Raw genomic sequence first — 19473 nt, 5'->3', positions numbered from 1 at the left:
CAAAGTTTAGTCTCTCAAAGTTTAGTGTCTCAAAGGATTAACCCATTATGCTATACAGTGCTCTGCTTATCCTAAAATGGTTATTTATCCTGATGTTAGCCATCGTTGTTTTAATAGGCTTATTTTTGCAATTTGCCCCGACATTTGGCGGCAAACCAATCAGTGATACAGCCAAGCGAATCGCCAACTCACCCAACTTTAATGGCAAGACCTTTGTTAACTTGCCGGTATCAAGCGCCGTTATCGCTGGCAAGCTTAATGATATCGCACCTTATATCGCTCAAAAACAGACACAAAACGCTCAATCTGGTGGCTTATTGTGGCAGTTTTTATTTCCTCCTAAGAGTAAAAATCCAAGCTATCCCATAGAGACGGTGCCTCTAAATTTAAAGCAAAAAACAGCCAAAGCGACAACCAAAGCGGTAACCAATCCTCACGTAGACACTACATTAAAGGACGGCGAGTTTGTCTGGCTTGGGCACTCAACTGTGTTGTTTCGTATCTTAGGTAAGCTGCTGATGACCGACCCAGTTTTTCATCGTGCCTCTCCGCTGCCCATTGGCGGCAAGCCCTTTAAGATGACACACCCGCCGCAGGCAAAGGATCTGCCCTTTATCGATGGCGTGCTTATCTCTCATGACCACTACGATCACTTAGACCATAAAGCCATTAAACAACTGGCGCATAAAGTGGGGCATTTTTATGTGCCGCTTGGCGTAAAAGCGCATCTGATACGCTGGGGGGTGGCGGCGGACAATATCAGCGAATATGATTGGTATGAGAGTGCCAGCATCACTGGCGGCGCCTCTTTATCTAAGGATGAGATTACGCTCACCTTTGCGCCCACTAGGCATTTTAGCGGACGCCGATTAACCGGACAAAACACCTCGCTATGGGGAGCTGGGCGGTACAGTCTCAGCAGCTGAGCGTCTACTTTAGTGGCGATGGCGGCTACTCAGAAGAATTTGCCAGAATCGGTGAGCGCTTTGGCGGCTTTGATGTGGCCTTTATCGAAGATGGCGCTTATAACCAGAGCTGGCGCAACGTTCATATGATGCCAGAAGAGTCGGCGCAAGCTGGCATCGATGTTCAGGCAAAAGTCGTGCTGCCAATCCATTGGGGCAAGTTTGATTTATCCGTGCATCACTGGCGTGAATCGGTTCGACGACTCAAACTTGCCTTCGATAATTACAACAGCACTCAGCCTGCCAAACACAGAATCAAAGTGGCCACCCCCCGTATCGGCCAAGTCTTCACCCTCGACACACTACCCACCGCGCCTTGGTGGGAGCACAAAGCCTCATAGTAGAGGTTATCTTTTTAACGACAATATCCGCTGTGTTTTATCACCAAAGCGGCTCAATACAAAAGTGGAAACTGAGACAAATTGGCGTAAATGACTGCGCCAATGAGTACACAGGCGGCGCCAAACCATAGCAAATGACGCTGCGGCTGCGACCAAGCAACCGCCCAGTTGATTTTGTTTTTTGCGCTTATCCATTCCATCACGCTAATGGCGACAGTTAGCCACAATGTACCTACCAAATAGCCACCCATCACATCACTTAAATAATGCTCGTTTAACACAATTCGGCTTAGGCCAATTAAGAGACATAAAAATATGGTGACGGCGCCAATGCGTATTTGTCTCATAAAATCTGTGCTAAAACGGATGCTCAAATAGGCAATAAACCCATATAACGCCACACAAATTGTGGCATGGCCACTGGGAAATGAATAGGTTGCTTCATGGAGCAAAATATCTATTGGCCGCTCACGCTGGAACAGCATTTTGCTTAAAAAAGTAAATCCAGTGCTGCCCAAGGTGGCAATAAGCAGCCCTATAATTAAATAGCGCTGCCCTACTAACCAGCACAATAGCGTGGTCAGCACCATGACCAAGGCGGTAATCGGCGTGGAGGCCAAGCTGGTGATTAGAATAAAAAAATCAATTACCCCTGAATCACTCATGACGCTCATCTGCTGCGAGACGAAATGATCCATCGCCACGATAGACTCTGAGGTGACCACATCCTCGACCAGACCCACAAATAGTGATAACACATAGCCCATTACCAAGACCAATGCGGTCAAAGGCAAGCCATAAAAATGCTCGATATGTAGTCTCTGCCAAAAAAAATGGTACAGCTTAGGATAACTGATCTTTAGCTGAGCTAGGCGCTGCTTGATACCAAATCTTCTTTCCAAAGCGCGGCCATAGTCCAATAACTGTATCCGCACTCTATTGCCATACTCAATCACTGAGTGCTGCAGCGTCCATAAAAATATCATGACAAATACAATCAAGCCAATTAAAAAGGACAGCTGCTGATTGTCTTGAATGAGACTGAGCATAGATGATGGCGACCTTTGTGAGTACTTTTAGGGAGTTTACCATGTATATTTTAGCCACCCTAGTTTATGCCAGATTTAGGCACTGTTAAACTTATGCTTAGATAAACTTATACTTAGATAAACTTACGCCGAGATAGATACCTGTTACGACTTAGCCTTGCTCCATCACTCGCTTTGTAATGGCGGACCAACTAAGTCTGGTTGCAAAATTTGACTTAATAACAATCTACCTATCACAGTCCCTTCACCACTGCGATAACGCTCGATTAACGCGTCACTATATTGTCTTAGATCAACGCTATTATTGGCATTAGGCTTTTGCATATTGGCCGGCAAGTTAACAAAGTCCAGTGGCGGCTTTGAAAGTGGCAAATAACGCTGAAACACATCGACGCTCAGGCTATCAATGTCTGGCTGGCTGGTTATATTATGCAGATACTGCCACTGTATTTGACCGTTATTAGCTAGGCCATAAAGCTGCTCTACGCTTTGATTAAGCGTTTGATCGTCAGACAGCTGACCTTCACCGCTATACACCCCATATATCAGCTGATCAGACTCAGTGTCTATCATAGTTCTCATGGACGTGAGCATTTTTTGTACCAAGGATTTACTGCTAAATGTATTGCCAGTGGCCTCGTTTAGCCTTACCGACTCAGTAGTGCTATTGTCCTTGCTATCAGTATTGGTAGTATTGGAAACATTGACAGCATCAGTCTCGGCCACAAGCTGCGGATACTTGGCACTAAGAATAGAATACAACGTACGGATATAGTCATGATAAGACTGATAATAATCTTGCACTGTTTGGGTGCGGCGAATCACCTGTGGGCTGGCCAACATAAGGCTAAGCTGCTGCTCAGTTAACGCTCCAGAGAGTCTATTTAACTGACGGGGTGCCACTGGTTCAAACTCGTTGACCGGCGCAGATTCATACAGTCTGTCTAAAGCTTGAAAGTGCGCTTTGATTAGCGACTGAGTAAAACCTTGAGGCAACGTACCATCATTTAAAGTTAGCTTTAGCCATTTATTGTGCCAAGTGGTGCCAAGCTTAGTATCTAGATACTCTGAGGTTAACATCGCAAAATTATCGGCCCATAAATAAATACTGCCGGTCTTGGCATCTACATAAATCGGCTGATTGATAGAGATTTTATTATTATGGGCAAAATACTGAGCGCTCATTAGGATCGTAAACTTACCAGCAGCGGGCTGATAGCTGCCTTGAGCATGGATAGACGATGGCTTTAATAGATAAGCCTGTAGCAGTTTGGCTTTTTTGACATCGAGCTTAGTGGGCTTGTGCTGATAATTATCAAACAGGTTTTGGTAATACTCAGAGACCGGTTTGATAGCGTGCTCATCAAGCGCTACACGCTCATCAGCTGTCTGCTCACTTTGTTCATAGTCGCTTTGGTTCTCAGTGTCATACTCATCAGGCTGATTATATTGCCACGCTTGATAAGCCTTGCTACAAGCGATATAAGCCTGTTTAATGGCTTGTCTTTGGGCGTCAAACTGGGCTGATTGCACAGGTTTTTGCGCACCATCTGCCTGCTCAAGTAAGCCCATATACGCCTGATCATGCGTATCTTCGCAGTAAGTATCTAAAGAGTCAGTAACGCCTAAGTCCTCAGCGTTAACCGTGTCAGGTGACATGGCCGGACTGATTTTAATCTGGCTATGATAGCTATAAGCGCTCGTACGCTGCTTGTGTAGTGCCTGCTTAAGCGCTGCTTTTGCCTCGATAGGCGATGCGGCGTTGTGTGATTGCAGCGCTGTGGTTTGACAGCCGGCAAGTAACAGGCTGCCTGCCAGCAAGGTCAGTGATAGCGGCAGTTTTTCGAGTCGTGGCAGCTTTCTAGCCAGTGCGGCGTTTGCTTGCTCTGATCGCTGTGCTGCCGGCTTTGATGCTGTATTTATATGAATATTGCACGTCATGAGAAGTCCTTGATAGCCTAGTTCTGATAAGGGTGATAATTGAGGTAGATTGTAAAGGGTTCGCATAAAGCGCTTTAAAGGCCTTTACTCAAAACGGCTTATTGTGGCCCATAACTGTCCTCATCGTAGCTATCCTTGCGGCAGTCATTATGAGCCTCATCTTTATGATAGTCGTCATCATCAGCGCCCTCATCTTGGGTGACACATGTGGCATCGATATAAAGGTACTCTTCTCGTGCTGCTTGCGCCAAGCTCTGTTTTTGTTTGCTTAGCTTGATCTGTTGTAACCAAGCATTGCCATCGATAGACTTCGGCGCCTTGCTACCAAAGGACTGCTCAAGTAGTGGGGTTAAAGCATGCTGGCTAAAGCTATTGTGGTCGTAGCGTATCTGATTGAGCATTGCCGATTGCATCCCAATAAGGTCACTGCCCAGATTGATACGCTGCTGTTTACCCAATAAGTGACCGGTTTGATCTAGGTAATAATAATTAACCTGATTAAAAGAGATCGGCACTACCGCTTCAATCAGTTGCAGTAGGGAGCCGATATCCCCACTTTGATAACCTTTGTTATAAAGCTGTACTTTTTTTATGGCATTTTTTAGGCCATGGTTGTCAGGGTAGGCCTCAGGATGCGCATCCACATAGCGCTCTAATGCCGTACTGATGTGTTTAAATATTTTGCCAATAAGCTCACCACTTTGCTTACTGCCAAAATACACTTTAATACCTTGGGCTGCCCCAATCTGCTTGGCAAAGTCATCGTTTTGGATGTCGATTAAGCTAAACAGCTCAGGGTCAAGCTCTGCGATACTGTCTTGCATGGCGGCAATGCTGGCATCATAGATGATTGCAGGCGGAATCTGTGAGGTGATGCTGGCAGGCAACCCCAAATCGACTGTCTTCGATATCATTTGATCAGGCAAAGGGGTATTTTCAGGATCTACCAGTGCCATCAGAGGCATTAAGGCAGAGGGGTCAACAGACACACGGCTGTTATTAAAGTCTATCGCAAAGGGCAATTGTATGGTGCCACTTACTGTCGGCGCTGCATAGTCATAGCTGTAAACGCTGTTATACCGGCGCTCTGCTGGCTTGTACTGGCTGACACTATTGAGAGTAAGGTATTGGTACTGATAGGCATTAGCAGCGGCGACCTGCTCAGGTGTCTTTTTACTCATGCTCAGCAAAGCCGTTAAGCTCCCCATGCCCCCGATGCCTGCTTCTGATTTGGCATTATCTTGCTTAGCCGCCTGCATCTCTTCGTAAGTGGCCAACATACGTTTTGGATTATTACGGGTTAAAAAACTGCCTTCTTCATGGCCTGCATAATCTGCCGCCCCATCGTCCGCATCGCTGTCATACCCCTCCTCATCACTGTCAGCAACAGCCGCAGCTGCCTCTTCTATAACAGTCACTTCGCCTGCGTCATCTATATAATAATAAGCATTTGTTTCCTCATCATAATAGACGTCATCACCAGTCACCTCCTCCTCACTATAAGCCTCATCTTCAGCGTGACTGTTTTGATAGTCAATAATGTCTAATACCGTGTTAAATAAACTGTCGGCACCAGCATCAATACTACCCTCAGCAATAAAAGGGGTGAGGTGATAACGGGCTTTTGCTACAGCCACATGCTCGGTAGCCAGATGTTGGCGCAACGCGCTAATAAGCTTATTTTTGGCTTGAGTGTCGCTATCAGGAAAGGCGCTTTGATCAAACAGCTGTTGATATGCCGCTTGATTGCGCTGTAGGGTGTGTTGAAAGGCTTTGCTCTGAGCCTGAGTAAGGGCCGGATCGCTGACTGAGAAGTCTATTAAGTTCGCCGGTGCCGAGGCGCTTAAAACGGCTGTAGACTGGCACCCCATAAGTGATAAGCAAATGCCGCCAATAAGCGTCGCATGCCGTGTGCTTGACGACCTATAGCACAGACCCGCTTTCATATCGGCTCTTAAAGAGCGTTGAGGTAAGGGCTGTCCTTTGCGATGGGCCATAACTTCCTACTTCCTATTTAAAAAATACTGAACACCAAAATTTGTAAATATTTATCTGACACCCTTTTCATATCCTTGATAGTACGCTAATTTTACTCAATACAAAAGATTACAAAGTACAAAAACCACAATAACAAAAACTCTCTGACTGCTTATTGCTTATTTTATAATCTTTGTTAAAATTAAAGCGCTGATCAAGCGTATATGTGTATGTTGCTATCAGCCGCTGTTAACTATCTCTGGTTATCTTTTTTAAGGTTTAGCCGGTAATGTAACGCGTTATAGTTAAAAAACGCTTTATCATTAGCTTTATCATTAATAAATACTTCGTTTTAAGTTGTTGCTCCATCTCATTTAATAAACCAATTAACTGACTAAGACAGCCCCTCCTTGCTTTTAGGAGCGCTTTGGCTGGCCTTGTTTGACGCCAAAAAATGACATTTTTGCTATTTTTGCCCGTCTATTTACGCTTACCTTGCGGTCTGGTGTTAATTGGTTTTTAACCCATCTAAAAGTTAATAAGTGAGATGACGATGAGAGTACATGACTATGAATATGACGAAAAACTAGTTATTGAAGATTTTTTCAATAACACCCTTCCTAAATTCCCCTTTGAGGTTTTGGCGTCACCTTATCATCAAATTGATAAGCATAACTTGAGCAACATTAAGGATCTGTGCCGCCATATTATCGACCCCTACTCTTATGCAGGCGAAATTCCTGCTGCGGTGGACCGGTTTTTGAATAATTTGGCCACCAACTGGCCGCCCTACTTCTCCACTTTTGAATATACCATCACCCAAAGCCAAGGGTACATCGCTTTGATGTATATCTATGATGTCTCGTGCGCCAATTTTGAGTCCACTATAGTGCTCTATACCCGTCAGTACTTGAGCCTAAAAGGTTATATGGATAATCCTGAGGGTGACGACTTTTTTTGTATTCTACCGATGATTATCACACTGCCCAGCGTGATCAACAATGAGGATGAGAGCCTCAATAGATCTTATCGCTTTATAGAGCTGATTAAAAATGCCAACTTGCATAAGGTGGTAATAGTGGCGCTCAATGGGGCACACTTGGTACTGGGCTTATCTGAGATACTCACTTTGAGCTATCAAGGCTTTGAGATTAATCCGCCGCCTAATGATCCCAGCCGAAGACGCTCTTTGTCACATATGGAGCCTGAAGAGTATATGAATGCCATTGAATGTTGGGGACTAGATAGGGTGATTTTGCCACCGGCTATCTTTGAGGTGCCTGATACCTATAAGAGTTAGCAGCCGCGTGCTGCAATTGAGCATATTATCGCCAGCTCAACTTTAATGACCCAAAAAAGGCAAGATAAAAGGCAGAAGAGACTTAATCCATTAGGTCTAATCTGCCTTTTTATATGCCCCCTATAACTGATTTGCTACGTTGATAAGAGCGGGCTGAAGTAGACTATGAGCGCGCTTCAAAGGCATCTTCAAAGATACCCACGATTTGTTCATGAGTGTCTTGAATCGGGTTGGTGAGGCCGCACACATCTTTTAAGGCATTAGTGGCCAGCTCATCGAAATCTTCACGTTTTACGCCAAGCTCTTTTAAAGACTTAGGAATATTAACAATATCTGCCAGTTTTTTAATCGCATCAATGGTATCTAGACCAGCAAGATTGGCGTTATTATCACCCAATACTTTACCAATCACATCTAGCCTGTCTTTGGCCGCTGATTGGTTAAAAGCTTCCACATGTGGCAATAGCAGTGCATTACACACCCCATGCGGTAAGTCATACATACCACCTAACTGGTGCGCCATAGCGTGCACGTAGCCCAAAGAGGCGTTGTTAAATGCCATCCCTGCTAAGAACTGAGCGTAGGCCATGTCTTCACGAGCCTGCATGTTTTTAGGCTCAACTACTGCCGTAGGTAATGCCTAAGCGATTAGCTCAATGGCCTTTAGAGCGCAAGCATCCGTAATGGGACTGGCCGCGGTAGATACATAGGCCTCAACAGCGTGAGTTAACGCATCCATACCGGTTGCTGCAGTCAATCCTGCTGGCATGTTAGACATAATGCCTGAGTCGTTAATAGACAGCATGGGCGTTAAATTGCTGTCAACAATGGCCATCTTAATGTGGGTTGACTCATCGGTGATGATACAGAATCGAGTCATCTCAGAGGCGGTACCTGCGGTGGTGTTGATGGCCACCAAAGGCAGTGTGGGCTTACTAGACTTATCTAATCCTTCATAGTCTTGAATCTTGCCGCCATTGGTAGCCACGACAGCTATCGCTTTAGCGCAGTCATGCACTGATCCGCCACCAAGTGAAATCATTAAGTCTGCCTCGAATGTTTTTAGCTCAGTCAGACCTGCTTCGACGTTTGCCACAGTGGGGTTAGGCTGAACCTCGGTGAACAGCTTAATCTCGATGCCCTTTGATTCTAGCGGCCCCGTAATCTGCTTTACAACCCCAATTTCTTCCAGAATCTTATCGGTTACAACAAATACTTTTTTGCAATTAAATCTTGCCAACTGCTCAAGACCTTTTTCTAATGCACCTTCCCCAATTAAGTTATTAGAAGGCTTGACTTCCTCCCCTCCCTAAAGTGAGGGGATTCCTTCTGCAAGACGGTGAAGCCCCACCGCAAATCTTAGAGTTGGCTACCGCCTTGCAAGTCACACCTTACGTCTAAGATTCTTATTTCAAGCTGACCCTACTGTTAAGATTGTCTGTTGACACGAGCCAGTTTGAGAGTGTGTTTGAAAAACCACCTACCAGTTAAGACACTGCGTACTCGCAATTTATACTTGTCCTAGCTGTTTTTTTGTAGATGGTTTGATTTAATAGATGATTTATTATAGCGGTTATGTCGCCTTATATCCACCCCCTGAAGTGGGTGGCTTTACGGCAACGTTAGATAAAAAATTGTGATAAAGCCATGATAACTTCCCTATTAGTTTGTTTTTTGTTTTTTTTGTTTTTAGTAACACTCAATACAGAGTACAGGCATCTATACGCATACCTCATACTGAAGCTGCGCTGGATAATATAACAGATGTACACTGAGATTTGGAAGGGGTTATGGCTTATAATTTAAAATATATTTTTAAAATTACTTATACCCACATTTTTATCATTAGAATCAGAGCAGTTGCTATTAAGCGGGTTGCTTGATTATGTTAACTGCTTAATGATTAAGGCAGGTAACCATTCTCAGGCAGCAGTTCAGGGGGAAGATTATCCTCGCCCAGTGCTTCAAGCAAATTTCGCTCAATGGTGCGTGATAAAGTGGTTAAGGGCAGTTGATTGGCCGCTTCGCCAAAGGGGTCTGTTATTTCTTCATTGAGCGCATCTAAACCAAAAAAGGTATAGGCAATCACACCACAGACAAAGGGCGTCACCCAGCCTAGCGAGGTGGCCAGCCCGAAAGGCAACATGAAGCAGTACAGATACGTGGTTCGATGCACCAGTAACGTATAGGCAAGTGGCAGCGGCGTCTTATCAATACGCTCACAGGCTGATAGCACCACAGTTAATGAGGTCAGTCTATCATCCATGTTTTGGATCATAAGATCTGAGGTGAGGTTGTCTCGCCGGCAAGCGCCCAGCTGTTGGCCCAGTAATCTCAATAAATACTCAGGTAAATTGCCAGCTTCACGCATACCAGCGTGATACTCAGGTGCCACAAACCTCTCAACATCCGCCCAAGGTGAGCTCTTACGCAGCCTATGACGCAGCGCATGTGTGAAAGCTATGGTCAGATTCACCATCGTATGCTGCGCCTGTTGAGCGCCTGGTTGTGTGTCATCGATAAAAGACATCACTTGACGGGTAAAGCTGCGCGACTCATATACCAGCTGGCCCCACAAGGTTCGAGCCTCCCACCAACGCTGATAACTGGCATTGTTGCGAAATCCCAAAAACAAGGACAAAGCTATCCCCATAAGGGTAAAAGGCGCGGCACTATAAGAAGAAAACGAGCTTGGAATCCAGTGTTGAACTGCGGAGATTATGGTACTGATTAAAATGATAAACAGTACTTGAGGATAAATATGAGGAATAATGGAACCACGTAGCGTAAACAGTATCTTAAATGCATTGGGTTTTTGCAAAACGAGCATAATAACGTTCCTGTTGCGCTAGGATAAATGGACGCGGCGCTTAGCTTACAGATAATTTTTTAGATGTCTATTTTAGCATTAAAATTTTTGTCATTTAAAAGATGAGATAATATCCCATATATTTAAAGACCAACCTATGAGCCGAAGCTCACAGTTCAATCACTTAGTAAAAGGTGTACCCTGATACATAAAAAACTTAAACTCATCACCCCGCTTTTTCCAAATACAGAGGGCGCGGTTTTTCAAAGAGATAGGCTGGCCATCAACTAAGACCTGTGCATAAAAATCACCGGTAACCATAACATAACCCTGCATATCGATGACCTGATTGATGTCATAGTCAAGCTGTTGATACTCATAGAACCCAGACTTAAGTTTTTGTAAATACGAAGACAAGTCATCCATCGCACCACTGCTGTGCACATAGCGTAAATCGGCATCACACAGTGCAGCAAACTCATCATACTGTTTATTTAGTAAATAGTTAAAACGCTGTTGTTCAAGCTCGCTAATTTGTTGTTCCATAACTTCCTCTTTAACCTAATTTTCTTTAACGTCAATTTAGCTTTCAATGTGGCGAATTTTAAGCTTATTTTATTATAAAAAATTTCCCATTACGCACTGTTGCAGATTTTATATTGGTAATATTTTAGTTTGGCCTGCTTATTTTTTATTTGATTTAAGCCAACTATTGCAGTTGGCCAAAAGTCAGATAAACTGTCATAAACGACATAAACAACCAGGATGGGCTATAGTGGTAAAACTGATATTATTGGGGCTTTTAGCAGGGGCTTTTTTTAGCTCAACCTTTGTCATCAATGAGCTGATGAGTAGTGTTGGTGGACATTGGTTTTGGTCTGCCAGTTTACGCTATGTGTTTATGCTGCTGCTGGTCTCGGCCATTATTATCGCTCAGCACGGCATGGGACGCCTCAAACAGCTGACTGAGCTATTTCTGAGAAACCCTATGTTTTGGTGCATCACAGGTGGTATTGGCTTTGGTATATTTTATGCCGGCATCTGTTATGCCGCTGATCACGTCAGTGGTTGGGTGGTCGCAGCCACCTTTATGTTTACTGTGGTGAGCAGTTTATTTATCTTAATGGCATTTGGTCAGCGCTTTGAGAAAAAGATATTTGTGTACGCTTTTTTAATCTTTTTAGGGGTGGTGCTAGTTAATTTAAGCGAAGGCCTAAATGCCGATACTCAAAACCAAGCACCCTTATTTGACATCTTAGTGTATGGTGCCCTGCCAGCACTCATCGCCGCATTTAGCTACCCGCTTGGTAATCAGCTGGTATGGCAAGCTTCCTCCAATGCTAAGCTGTCCTCTGCTTTTTATGCAGATATGGCAGCAGAGGAGCTATTAGTAGATACTGGTACTGGTACTGATACTCATAATAATGCGAATACGCACCCTGTTACGGATAGCCGGGTCACTCGTTATCTTACTGCTAAAATCCCCTCATTTGATACCTTACTGCTGCAAAGCTCATTTAATAAAATATGGCTAATGACGCTGGGTAGCCTACCCTTTTGGTTGATTCTGGCAGTGATCATACAGCCCCCTTTACCTGCCGCTTCTCAGGTTTTTAATACTTTTTTGGTGGCATTATTGGCAGGTGTGGTAGCCACAGGACTATTTTTGTATGCCCGTGAAGAGGCCAAAACATCCAGTGAAGTGGCCGGCGTGGATGCCACTCAAGCCAGCGAGGTTATCTTTGCGTTAATTGGCGGTATGTTTTTATTAAACAATGCTCTACCTTCTGCGCTTGGCTTAGTGGGCGTGGCAATCATTATCTTAGGCCTGGTGTTATTTGCCAAAAACAACTGATCTAGGCAAGGCTATTTTAGTAATTGTATAAACCAGCGGTTAGAGTAACCGTTGATCTTGTCTTTGAGAGCACTGCTCGTGGCAACAAATTGATAAAGATGTCATCACCTTAGCTTGATTTGTCATTATAATGTAGTAAATCAAACTTAGGCCTATTTATTATGACCACTTATATTTTAGACACCGAAACCACAGGGCTGGTAGATCCACATATGACGGAAGCGGCCTATAGCATTATTACCATTAATAATGCAAAAATCGAGGTTATCCAAGCCCCCCGATCCAAGCGCTTCAATCCACTAAAGCCGATAAGCTTAGGCTCTATGGCGACCTCACACATTTGTGATGAGGATGTGGCTCATGAACCGCCACACACAGAGTTTCGTTTGCCAAACAGCGTCGAATACCTAGTCGGCCATAACATAGACTATGATATGGCGGTACTAAAAAATGCCGGCGTCACCCACACGCCCAAGCTCATTTGTACCAAGGCGATGTCAAGCTATCTACTGCCGACTCTTGAGAGTCATAAACTGGTATCACTGCTGTATCACTTTCACCGTCAAGTGGCACGCGAGCAGGCCAAGCACGCGCACGCTGCTATTTATGACATCTATTTTACCCAGCTAGTACTTGGCAGCTTAATTGAGCTTGCCAATAGCCAAGGTCATAACATTACAGATGTTGAAAGCTTGTATCAATTTAGCGAAATGGCGCGCATCCCTACTCACTTAAGCTTTGGTAAATATAAAGGCCAAGCCATTACTGAGTTAGCCGCAAGCTCTGATGGCGCAGGTTATCTAAAATGGCTTATGGGTCAAGACAGCATAGACCCTTATTTGGCTGAGGCTTGCCAGCAGGCACTCAACTCTTAAGCCACTATCGGCGCTTTTGGCGTCGATAAACTAAACACAATAATATCAGCTAGATGAATAACAGCACCGGCCATATCACCCATCGATCTTATCCCATCGGCCTTATAAATAGGCGGCAATGATATTAATCAGTAACGCAATGATGCTAAGGTTAAAAGCAAAGGCAATAATTGAGTGTAATATGGCCAATTTGCGGCCTTTAGGGGAAGTAAACGTAACATCTGCCGTTTGCCCAGAGGTGCCTATTGCCACAGCACAGTAAAAAAAATCGACATATTTAGGTGGCTCGCTGGTACCGGGTGTACTTTTATCTATATCCAAGCTCATTTCAGGAAAGGCCAGCGGCAAGCGTTGGCCTTTTTGTTGTTCAGAAAAATACAAATAAGCATACTGCAGCGCAAATACCACTTGAATCATCAACCAGGCAATAAAAATAGTGGCTATGGTCAAAATCAGGCTCAGTACTAATGTAATATCTTTATAAGTCTCAGCCAACTGAGTTTGCCGAGCGATGGCATAGACACAGATGAAGCTTGAGACTGTGATTAAAGATAAAACAAAAAAGGTGCTTTGCCGAGTACTGCTTAAATGCTTATGCAGGGTATCATGTCTCATCATCACAATAATGCTGGCAATAAATGATAGCACGGTGATATCCCAACCGATAATCAGTGCCGCACTCAATGAGACGTTCCATGTTAGGTGGACCACGCCACCCATCAGGGCACCTATTAGTAAGCTGACTAATAAGCGCCAATGGTGATTAAGCAGATGGGATAAAGCGCTCATTATGCCGGCCTACATATCGACCTTGAGTCGGTCCCAATATTTTTGATACAAGGCCATAGTGGTATCGCCAACATCTTCTCGGAACAAAGCGTGACCAAGTAAGTCATCGGGAGGATAGATGATTTGGTTATTGGCAATATCTGCAGGCATCAGCTTCTTGGCGCTTTCATTAGGTGAGCCATAACCGATCTCTTCACTAATAATGGCGGCATTGTCTGGGCGCAGTAGATAGTCGATAAAGGCGTAGGCATTTTCGCGGTTTTTGGCATTTTTGGGAATGGACATGTTATCCATCCACATAATCACCCCTTCTTTGGGATACACAAAATCAAGCTCAGGCATGCCCTGATCTTGCGCCATAATCACCTCACCATTCCAGGCAAGCCCCAGATACGTCTCCCCTTCCATAAACGGCATACGCGGTGCATCTGAGTTAAAGGTGCGCACGTTGGGCATAAGCTTTGACAGCTTTTGGTATGCCGCTTCAATGTGCTTAGGGTCATGAGTGGTGGCGGGATAACCTAAGGTTAATAGCCCCATGGTAAACACATCACGCAAATCATTCATTAGCATCACCCGGCCCTCAAATTCAGGACGCCATAAGTCATTCCAAGAGGTGATACTGTTAATATCAATACGGGATTTATTGACTGCAATCCCAGATGAGCCCCACAGATAAGGCACACTAAACTTGTTTTGTGGGTCAAACGAGGCATCTAAGAAGGTAGGACTTAAATTACCAAAATTACTGAGCTTATTATGATCTATGACCTCAAGCATACTCTCTTTGCGCATCTTATCGACAAAGTCTGTGCCTGGAAATATCACATCATAATCGCCGCTGCCATTCATCAATTTTAGCTTAGCATACATGGCCTCATTGGAGTCAAAGGTACTATAAATGACCTCGATGCCCGTCTCTTGGGTAAAGCCTTTTAGCACACTGTCTGAAATGTACTCGGTCCAGTTATAGACCTTCACCACGTTACCACGCGCGGTATTGGCCAAATCGGCGGTATCACTGTCGGTATTAGAGCGCTGACAGCCGGCTAGACCCAGTCCCGATAAGCCAACCAAACCTGCACCTGTCATTCCCAAAAAACGTCGGCGTGAGAATATGTTGTTATTAGCCATCATAAATCCTTAACGTTTTTTAAGAAGTAGTAATTGAGAGATGACCAAGCCCACCAGTGAAATGGCCAATAATAAGGTACCCACCGCATTGACCTCAGGCTTCACCCCGACCCGCACCATAGAATAAATTTGTAGCGGTAAAATCTCAAAGTTGGCACCGGTATTGAAGGTAGACACCACCACATCATCCAGCGATAAAGTAAAGGCCAATACCCAGCCGGCCAATACCGCAGGCAGGATAATGGGCAACAGTACCGTACGAATCATGGTAAATTCACTGGCGCCCAAGTCACGGGCGGCTTCCAATACACTATTGTCCATACTCGATAATCGGGCTGATACGGTAATCACCACAAAAGGCAGACAAAAGGTAATGTGCGCTAATAACAAAGTTATAAAGCCCAGCTCAATACCTATGATTAAAAACAGTGCCAATAGCGAGATGGCCAGCACAATCTCAGGCGACATCATCAGCACAAACAATAAGCTTTGCAGTACGCTTTTACCCTTAAAGTCATAACGCTGAAAAGACAATGCGGTAAGCCCGCCAATCACTGTGGTAACCGTCGCCGCAACCACTGCCAACAACACTGAATTAATGGCCGCTTGAATCATAGCCTCATTGCTAAACAACTCATGATACCAATGTAAACTAAAGCCGCCCCAGTGATAACCAATCTTGGAGGCGTTAAATGAGAACACCACCATGACCATAATTGGCGCAAACATAATCAAATACATTAGGGTTAAATAGAGGCGAGACAGCCACTTCATTGAACTACTCATACAACTCCCCTATGCCACTTCATTATGGTCAGTTTTGCCAATGCGTTTGCTGCTGGCGTAATAAGCGGCAATCAATATTGCCATCGTTAAGGTCAACAGCACACTCGCTGCAGCGCCAAACGGCCAGTCGCGTGCATCCAAAAACTGCGACTTAATAATATTACCCACCAATAAGTTACGTGAACCGCCTAAGATATCAGCCACATAGAACATCCCCATCGCCGGCAGTAATACCAGCAGCACCCCTGAGATAATACCGGGCGTGGTCAATGGCAATATAACGTGCCAAAAGGTTTGAAACTTATTGGCGCCCAAGTCCTTTGAAGCCAATACAATGTCGTCTCGCAAATCGGTAAATACTGCATACAGCGGCAATACCATAAATGGAAATAACAGATACACCAGTCCACCGATGACCGCCTTTTGGGTATATAAAATCTGTAGTGGCTCGTTAATCAGCCCAGCTCCAATCAGTGCTGAGCTTAACAGCCCGTTGGCCGCCAAAATCAGCTTTACAGCATACAAGCGCACCAGTGAGTTGGTCCAAAATGGAATAATTAACAATAGCATTAAAAACGACTGCCATTTTTTTGATACTCGGCTAATCAGCCACGCAAAAGGATAGCCTAACAGCAGACAAATCAAGGTGGTAATGGCCGCCATACTTAACGAATGCAAAAAAACTTTGACGTACAATGGGTCGATGAAGCGTAAGTAGTTCTCAACCGTTAATGGCATTGCCAAGAACTTATCTTCATCGCGGGTTAAAAAGCTTGCTAGTACCACCAATATATTGGGCAATAATGCAAAAATAATCAGCCAGGCCCAAATTACAAATAAGGTGACCCGCTGAAATAGGCGGCCATTATTTTTGCTGTGACTAATGGCATTAGATAATGTTGATTTATTCATCAGGTAAAATCCACTCCCAGCCATCAACCCAGTCTACACGCACCTCTTGGCCCAATTTATAGTTAAAGTTGGGATCATCTTCGTTGAAATACTCAGAAGCCTTAACCACATTGCCATTTTGCAGACGAATCACAGAGTCTAAGGTACTGCCTTTATAAGCACTATCGATCACGTGCCCGACCAAACCTTCATGACCTTCATTGAGGTAATAAACGCGAATATCCTCTGGGCGTAGCAATAGGTTAATGCTTTGTCCCACTTGCACCGCAAATTTTGGACGCGGCAGCTCACGTATCGGATGAAAGCCCTCTTTTTGCTCAGTGACCTCTACTTTTATGTGTTTATCAGCCACCTCTAGCACACGGGCTTTAAATAAGTTGGTCTCACCGATAAAGTTGGCAGTAAATAAGTTAGCTGGGGTTTCATAAATACGAATGGGTGAATCAATCTGTTGAAACTCGCCAGCTTTCATTATCGCAATACGATCAGACATCGATAAGGCTTCTTCTTGGTCGTGAGTTACGAATACGAAGGTAATACCAAGCTCACGCTGCAAGCGCTTAAGCTCAGATTGCATCTGCACCCGCATCTTAGCATCAAGCGCAGACAAAGGCTCATCAAGCAGTAGCATTTTAGGACGGTTAACCACCGCACGCGCAATTGCAATACGCTGCTGCTGCCCCCCTGATAAGTCTTGTGGGCGACGATTTATGGTATGCTCAAGCTGTACCATTTTTAGCGCCTCTTTTACCCGAGTATCAATCTCAGCTTTGGGCACTTTTTTAAGCTTCAAACCATACGCGATATTGTCATACACATTCATATGCGGAAATAGTGCATACTGCTGAAACACTGTATTAATTGGGCGTTTTTCAGCGGGTAGATGGGTGATATCGACCCCATCTAACTGCATAGAGCCCGTATCCGGCATTTCAAAGCCGCCTATGAGGCGCAGTAGCGTGGTCTTACCACAGCCTGAAGGCCCCAGCAAAGTTAAAAACTCGCCATCATAAATATCTAAGTCGATACTTTTTAGAATCTGAGTATCATCATAGGCTTTGTTTAGCCCACGAATCTGTAGCAGCGACTTTTTTTCGGTGGCGTTGGCTGAAGCCAGTGCCGAAGTTTCATTAAGCGACATAGGAGCGATCTCATATCAGGGTATAGGTTCGTAAGGCTTTATCGTACATGAGCGACACTAAAAATCCAACATATAGCGAAGATTAATTGCAATATCAAAACAGCACACGTGTTGACTCGACAAAATCTTGATGCCTTTCACATACGCTTACTATACCTAATTATGAGCGCCTATGTTTGATGTCTTCATCTACAAACTTTGTACGCAGCTGATTTTAAAGAATGATTCGTCGATGAGTACAGAGAAAGTATCTAAAAAACTAACAAAAAAGACATGTCACTCACAACTGTTCTATAAATAAGAACAATATATTGCCATAACGCCTGTTTATTGCTTATAAAAAATCATCTACTATAAAAGTTAGCACTTCAAGAGAAGAAATTAATTTTAATAACATTTGATAGGCATAAAGATATGGGATTATTAGTAGAAGGTAAATGGCAAAATCAATGGTATGACACCGAAGCAACAGGCGGCCGCTTTCAACGTGATATTTCTCGTTTTAGAAGCTGGGTGACGGTCGATGGTAGCGCAGGCCCTAGTGGTATTGAAGGCTTTAAAGCTGAACCTAATCGCTATCATCTATATGTCTCACTGGCTTGCCCTTGGGCGCATCGTACTCTGATTTATCGTAAGCTTAAAGGCTTAGAGGACATGATTTCAGTCTCTGCGGTGCATCCTTTAATGCACGAGCATGGCTGGACATTCAATGAGGGTGAAGGCGTTATCCCAGACCCAATCTTTAATGCAGATTACATGCATCAAATCTATACCAAAGCCAAATCAGATTATACAGGCCGTGTGACTGTACCTGTGCTTTGGGATAAAAAGAACAACACCATTGTGAGCAATGAATCCTCTGAAATCATTCGCATGTTTAACTCAGCATTTGACGAAGTGGGTGCAAACAAAGACGTGAACTTCTTACCAGAAGAGCTGCGTAGCGAGATTGATGAGCTAAACGACTACATCTATCCAAACATCAATAATGGTGTTTATAAATCAGGCTTTGCTACCACTCAAGAGGCCTATGAAGAAGCGGTTGTTGATTTATTTAAGGCCTTAGATACCATTGAGGCTCGACTTGAAAAAAATCGTTATCTGACTGGTGACACCATCACGGAAGCAGATTGGCGCCTATTTACTACTTTGGTACGTTTTGACCCTGTGTATGTTGGTCACTTTAAATGCAACATCAAGCGTATCGTAGACTATCCAAACCTATGGGACTACTTACGTGACCTGTATCAAGTGCCCGGTGTTGCTGAGACTGTAAACATGGACCATATCAAGACCCACTATTATGGTAGCCATGACACCATCAACCCAACCTTAATCGTACCGGTTGGCCCAGAGATTGACTTTATGACACCGCATGGCCGTGAAAGTTTATCTAAATAAGACTAAGGACAGATTCAAGCAATTGGCTTAATCCACTTAAAAAAACCGCTGATTGCTACTTATTACAATACAAAATAATACCAAACCCAAAATATATAGTATAGTCTACTGATGACCATACCAATACATAACCTAGAAGACCATGACTTTGGCAAACACTCAAAGACTGAGCGCAATCCCAGAGCCCGACTACGCCTG

Annotated in this window: 14 protein-coding genes and 2 pseudogenes; 5 read left to right on the top strand and 11 right to left on the bottom strand. The window is 44.2% G+C overall.

The genetic code is table 11. The features are described from left to right. The first annotated feature begins 47 nt into the window (after positions 1-47). Positions 48-1306 (top strand): annotated as a pseudogene (locus JMX92_RS13670) (MBL fold metallo-hydrolase). 53 nt (positions 1307-1359) lie between these two features. Here JMX92_RS13670 and JMX92_RS09095 read toward each other — a convergent pair. The 3 genes from JMX92_RS09095 to JMX92_RS09085 all read right to left on the bottom strand — a co-directional run bounded on the left by JMX92_RS09095 (position 1360) and on the right by JMX92_RS09085 (position 6293). Then, positions 1360-2355: a phosphatase PAP2 family protein gene (locus JMX92_RS09095; RefSeq protein ID WP_201545298.1), complete on the bottom strand. Its 996-nt coding sequence runs from the start codon at positions 2353-2355 to the stop codon at positions 1360-1362. A 165-nt stretch (positions 2356-2520) separates the two neighbouring features. Next, a complete protein-coding gene (locus JMX92_RS09090; RefSeq protein WP_201545297.1) occupies positions 2521-4296 on the bottom strand; it encodes a hypothetical protein in 1776 nt (591 codons plus the stop codon). A 98-nt stretch (positions 4297-4394) separates the two neighbouring features. Continuing rightward, a complete protein-coding gene (locus JMX92_RS09085; protein WP_201545296.1) occupies positions 4395-6293 on the bottom strand; it encodes a hypothetical protein in 1899 nt (632 codons plus the stop codon). A 533-nt stretch (positions 6294-6826) separates the two neighbouring features. Here JMX92_RS09085 and JMX92_RS09080 point away from each other — a divergent pair. Then, a complete protein-coding gene (locus JMX92_RS09080) occupies positions 6827-7573 on the top strand; it encodes a hypothetical protein (RefSeq protein ID WP_201545295.1) in 747 nt (248 codons plus the stop codon). A 163-nt stretch (positions 7574-7736) separates the two neighbouring features. On the opposite strand, the pseudogene JMX92_RS09075 reads toward JMX92_RS09080, so the two are convergent. The 3 genes and pseudogenes from JMX92_RS09075 to JMX92_RS09065 form a co-directional block, all read right to left on the bottom strand. Beyond that, positions 7737-8864: pseudogene (locus JMX92_RS09075) on the bottom strand (iron-containing alcohol dehydrogenase); the annotation flags it as partial. A 612-nt stretch (positions 8865-9476) separates the two neighbouring features. Further along, positions 9477-10403 (bottom strand): bestrophin family protein, encoded by a 927-nt coding sequence (locus tag JMX92_RS09070; RefSeq protein ID WP_011960333.1) that lies wholly within the window; start codon positions 10401-10403, stop codon positions 9477-9479. A 159-nt stretch (positions 10404-10562) separates the two neighbouring features. Then, entirely contained in the window at positions 10563-10928 is a 366-nt protein-coding gene (locus JMX92_RS09065; RefSeq protein ID WP_201545293.1) for a nuclear transport factor 2 family protein, read from the bottom strand. Positions 10929-11157: 229 nt separating this feature from the next. On the opposite strand from JMX92_RS09065, the gene JMX92_RS09060 reads away from it, so the two are divergent. Together JMX92_RS09060 and JMX92_RS09055 are read left to right on the top strand one after the other, a co-directional pair. Continuing rightward, a complete protein-coding gene (locus tag JMX92_RS09060; RefSeq protein ID WP_201545291.1) occupies positions 11158-12237 on the top strand; it encodes a multidrug resistance efflux transporter family protein in 1080 nt (359 codons plus the stop codon). 161 nt (positions 12238-12398) lie between these two features. Then, positions 12399-13112, top strand: coding sequence for a 3'-5' exonuclease (locus JMX92_RS09055; RefSeq protein WP_201545290.1), 714 nt, complete (start codon positions 12399-12401; stop codon positions 13110-13112). A gap of 102 nt (positions 13113-13214) precedes the next feature. On the opposite strand, the gene JMX92_RS09050 is transcribed toward JMX92_RS09055, so the two are convergent. The 5 genes from JMX92_RS09050 to potA are packed head-to-tail and all read right to left on the bottom strand — an operon-like array spanning position 13215 to position 17874. Beyond that, a complete protein-coding gene (locus JMX92_RS09050) occupies positions 13215-13901 on the bottom strand; it encodes a DUF1345 domain-containing protein (protein ID WP_201545289.1) in 687 nt (228 codons plus the stop codon). Positions 13902-13910: 9 nt separating this feature from the next. Further along, positions 13911-15035 (bottom strand): extracellular solute-binding protein, encoded by a 1125-nt coding sequence (locus JMX92_RS09045; protein ID WP_201545288.1) that lies wholly within the window; start codon positions 15033-15035, stop codon positions 13911-13913. A gap of 9 nt (positions 15036-15044) precedes the next feature. Beyond that, the gene (gene potC / locus JMX92_RS09040) at positions 15045-15821 is read right to left on the bottom strand and encodes a spermidine/putrescine ABC transporter permease PotC (RefSeq protein WP_011960327.1); all 777 of its coding nucleotides are present in this window, start codon (positions 15819-15821) and stop codon (positions 15045-15047) included. Between the two features lie 9 nt (positions 15822-15830). After that, the gene (gene potB, locus JMX92_RS09035; protein ID WP_190272738.1) at positions 15831-16733 is read right to left on the bottom strand and encodes a spermidine/putrescine ABC transporter permease PotB; all 903 of its coding nucleotides are present in this window, start codon (positions 16731-16733) and stop codon (positions 15831-15833) included. After that, on the bottom strand, positions 16726-17874 hold the full coding sequence (gene potA / locus JMX92_RS09030) for a spermidine/putrescine ABC transporter ATP-binding protein PotA (protein ID WP_201545287.1): 1149 nt from the start codon (positions 17872-17874) through the stop codon (positions 16726-16728). Before potA ends, potB begins: the two co-directional genes overlap by 8 nt. Positions 17875-18288: 414 nt before the next feature. Here potA and JMX92_RS09025 point away from each other — a divergent pair, with 414 nt between their 5' ends. Continuing rightward, positions 18289-19275, top strand: coding sequence for a glutathione S-transferase family protein (locus JMX92_RS09025; protein WP_201545284.1), 987 nt, complete (start codon positions 18289-18291; stop codon positions 19273-19275). The last annotated feature ends 198 nt before the right edge of the window (positions 19276-19473 follow it).

This window comes from Psychrobacter sp. H7-1, assembly GCF_904846585.1.
In the GTDB taxonomy this organism is placed as follows: Bacteria; Pseudomonadota; Gammaproteobacteria; order Pseudomonadales; family Moraxellaceae; genus Psychrobacter; species Psychrobacter raelei.
The sequence above is the reverse complement of the archived record's forward strand: the minus strand, read 5'-3'. Positions and strand labels throughout refer to the sequence as shown.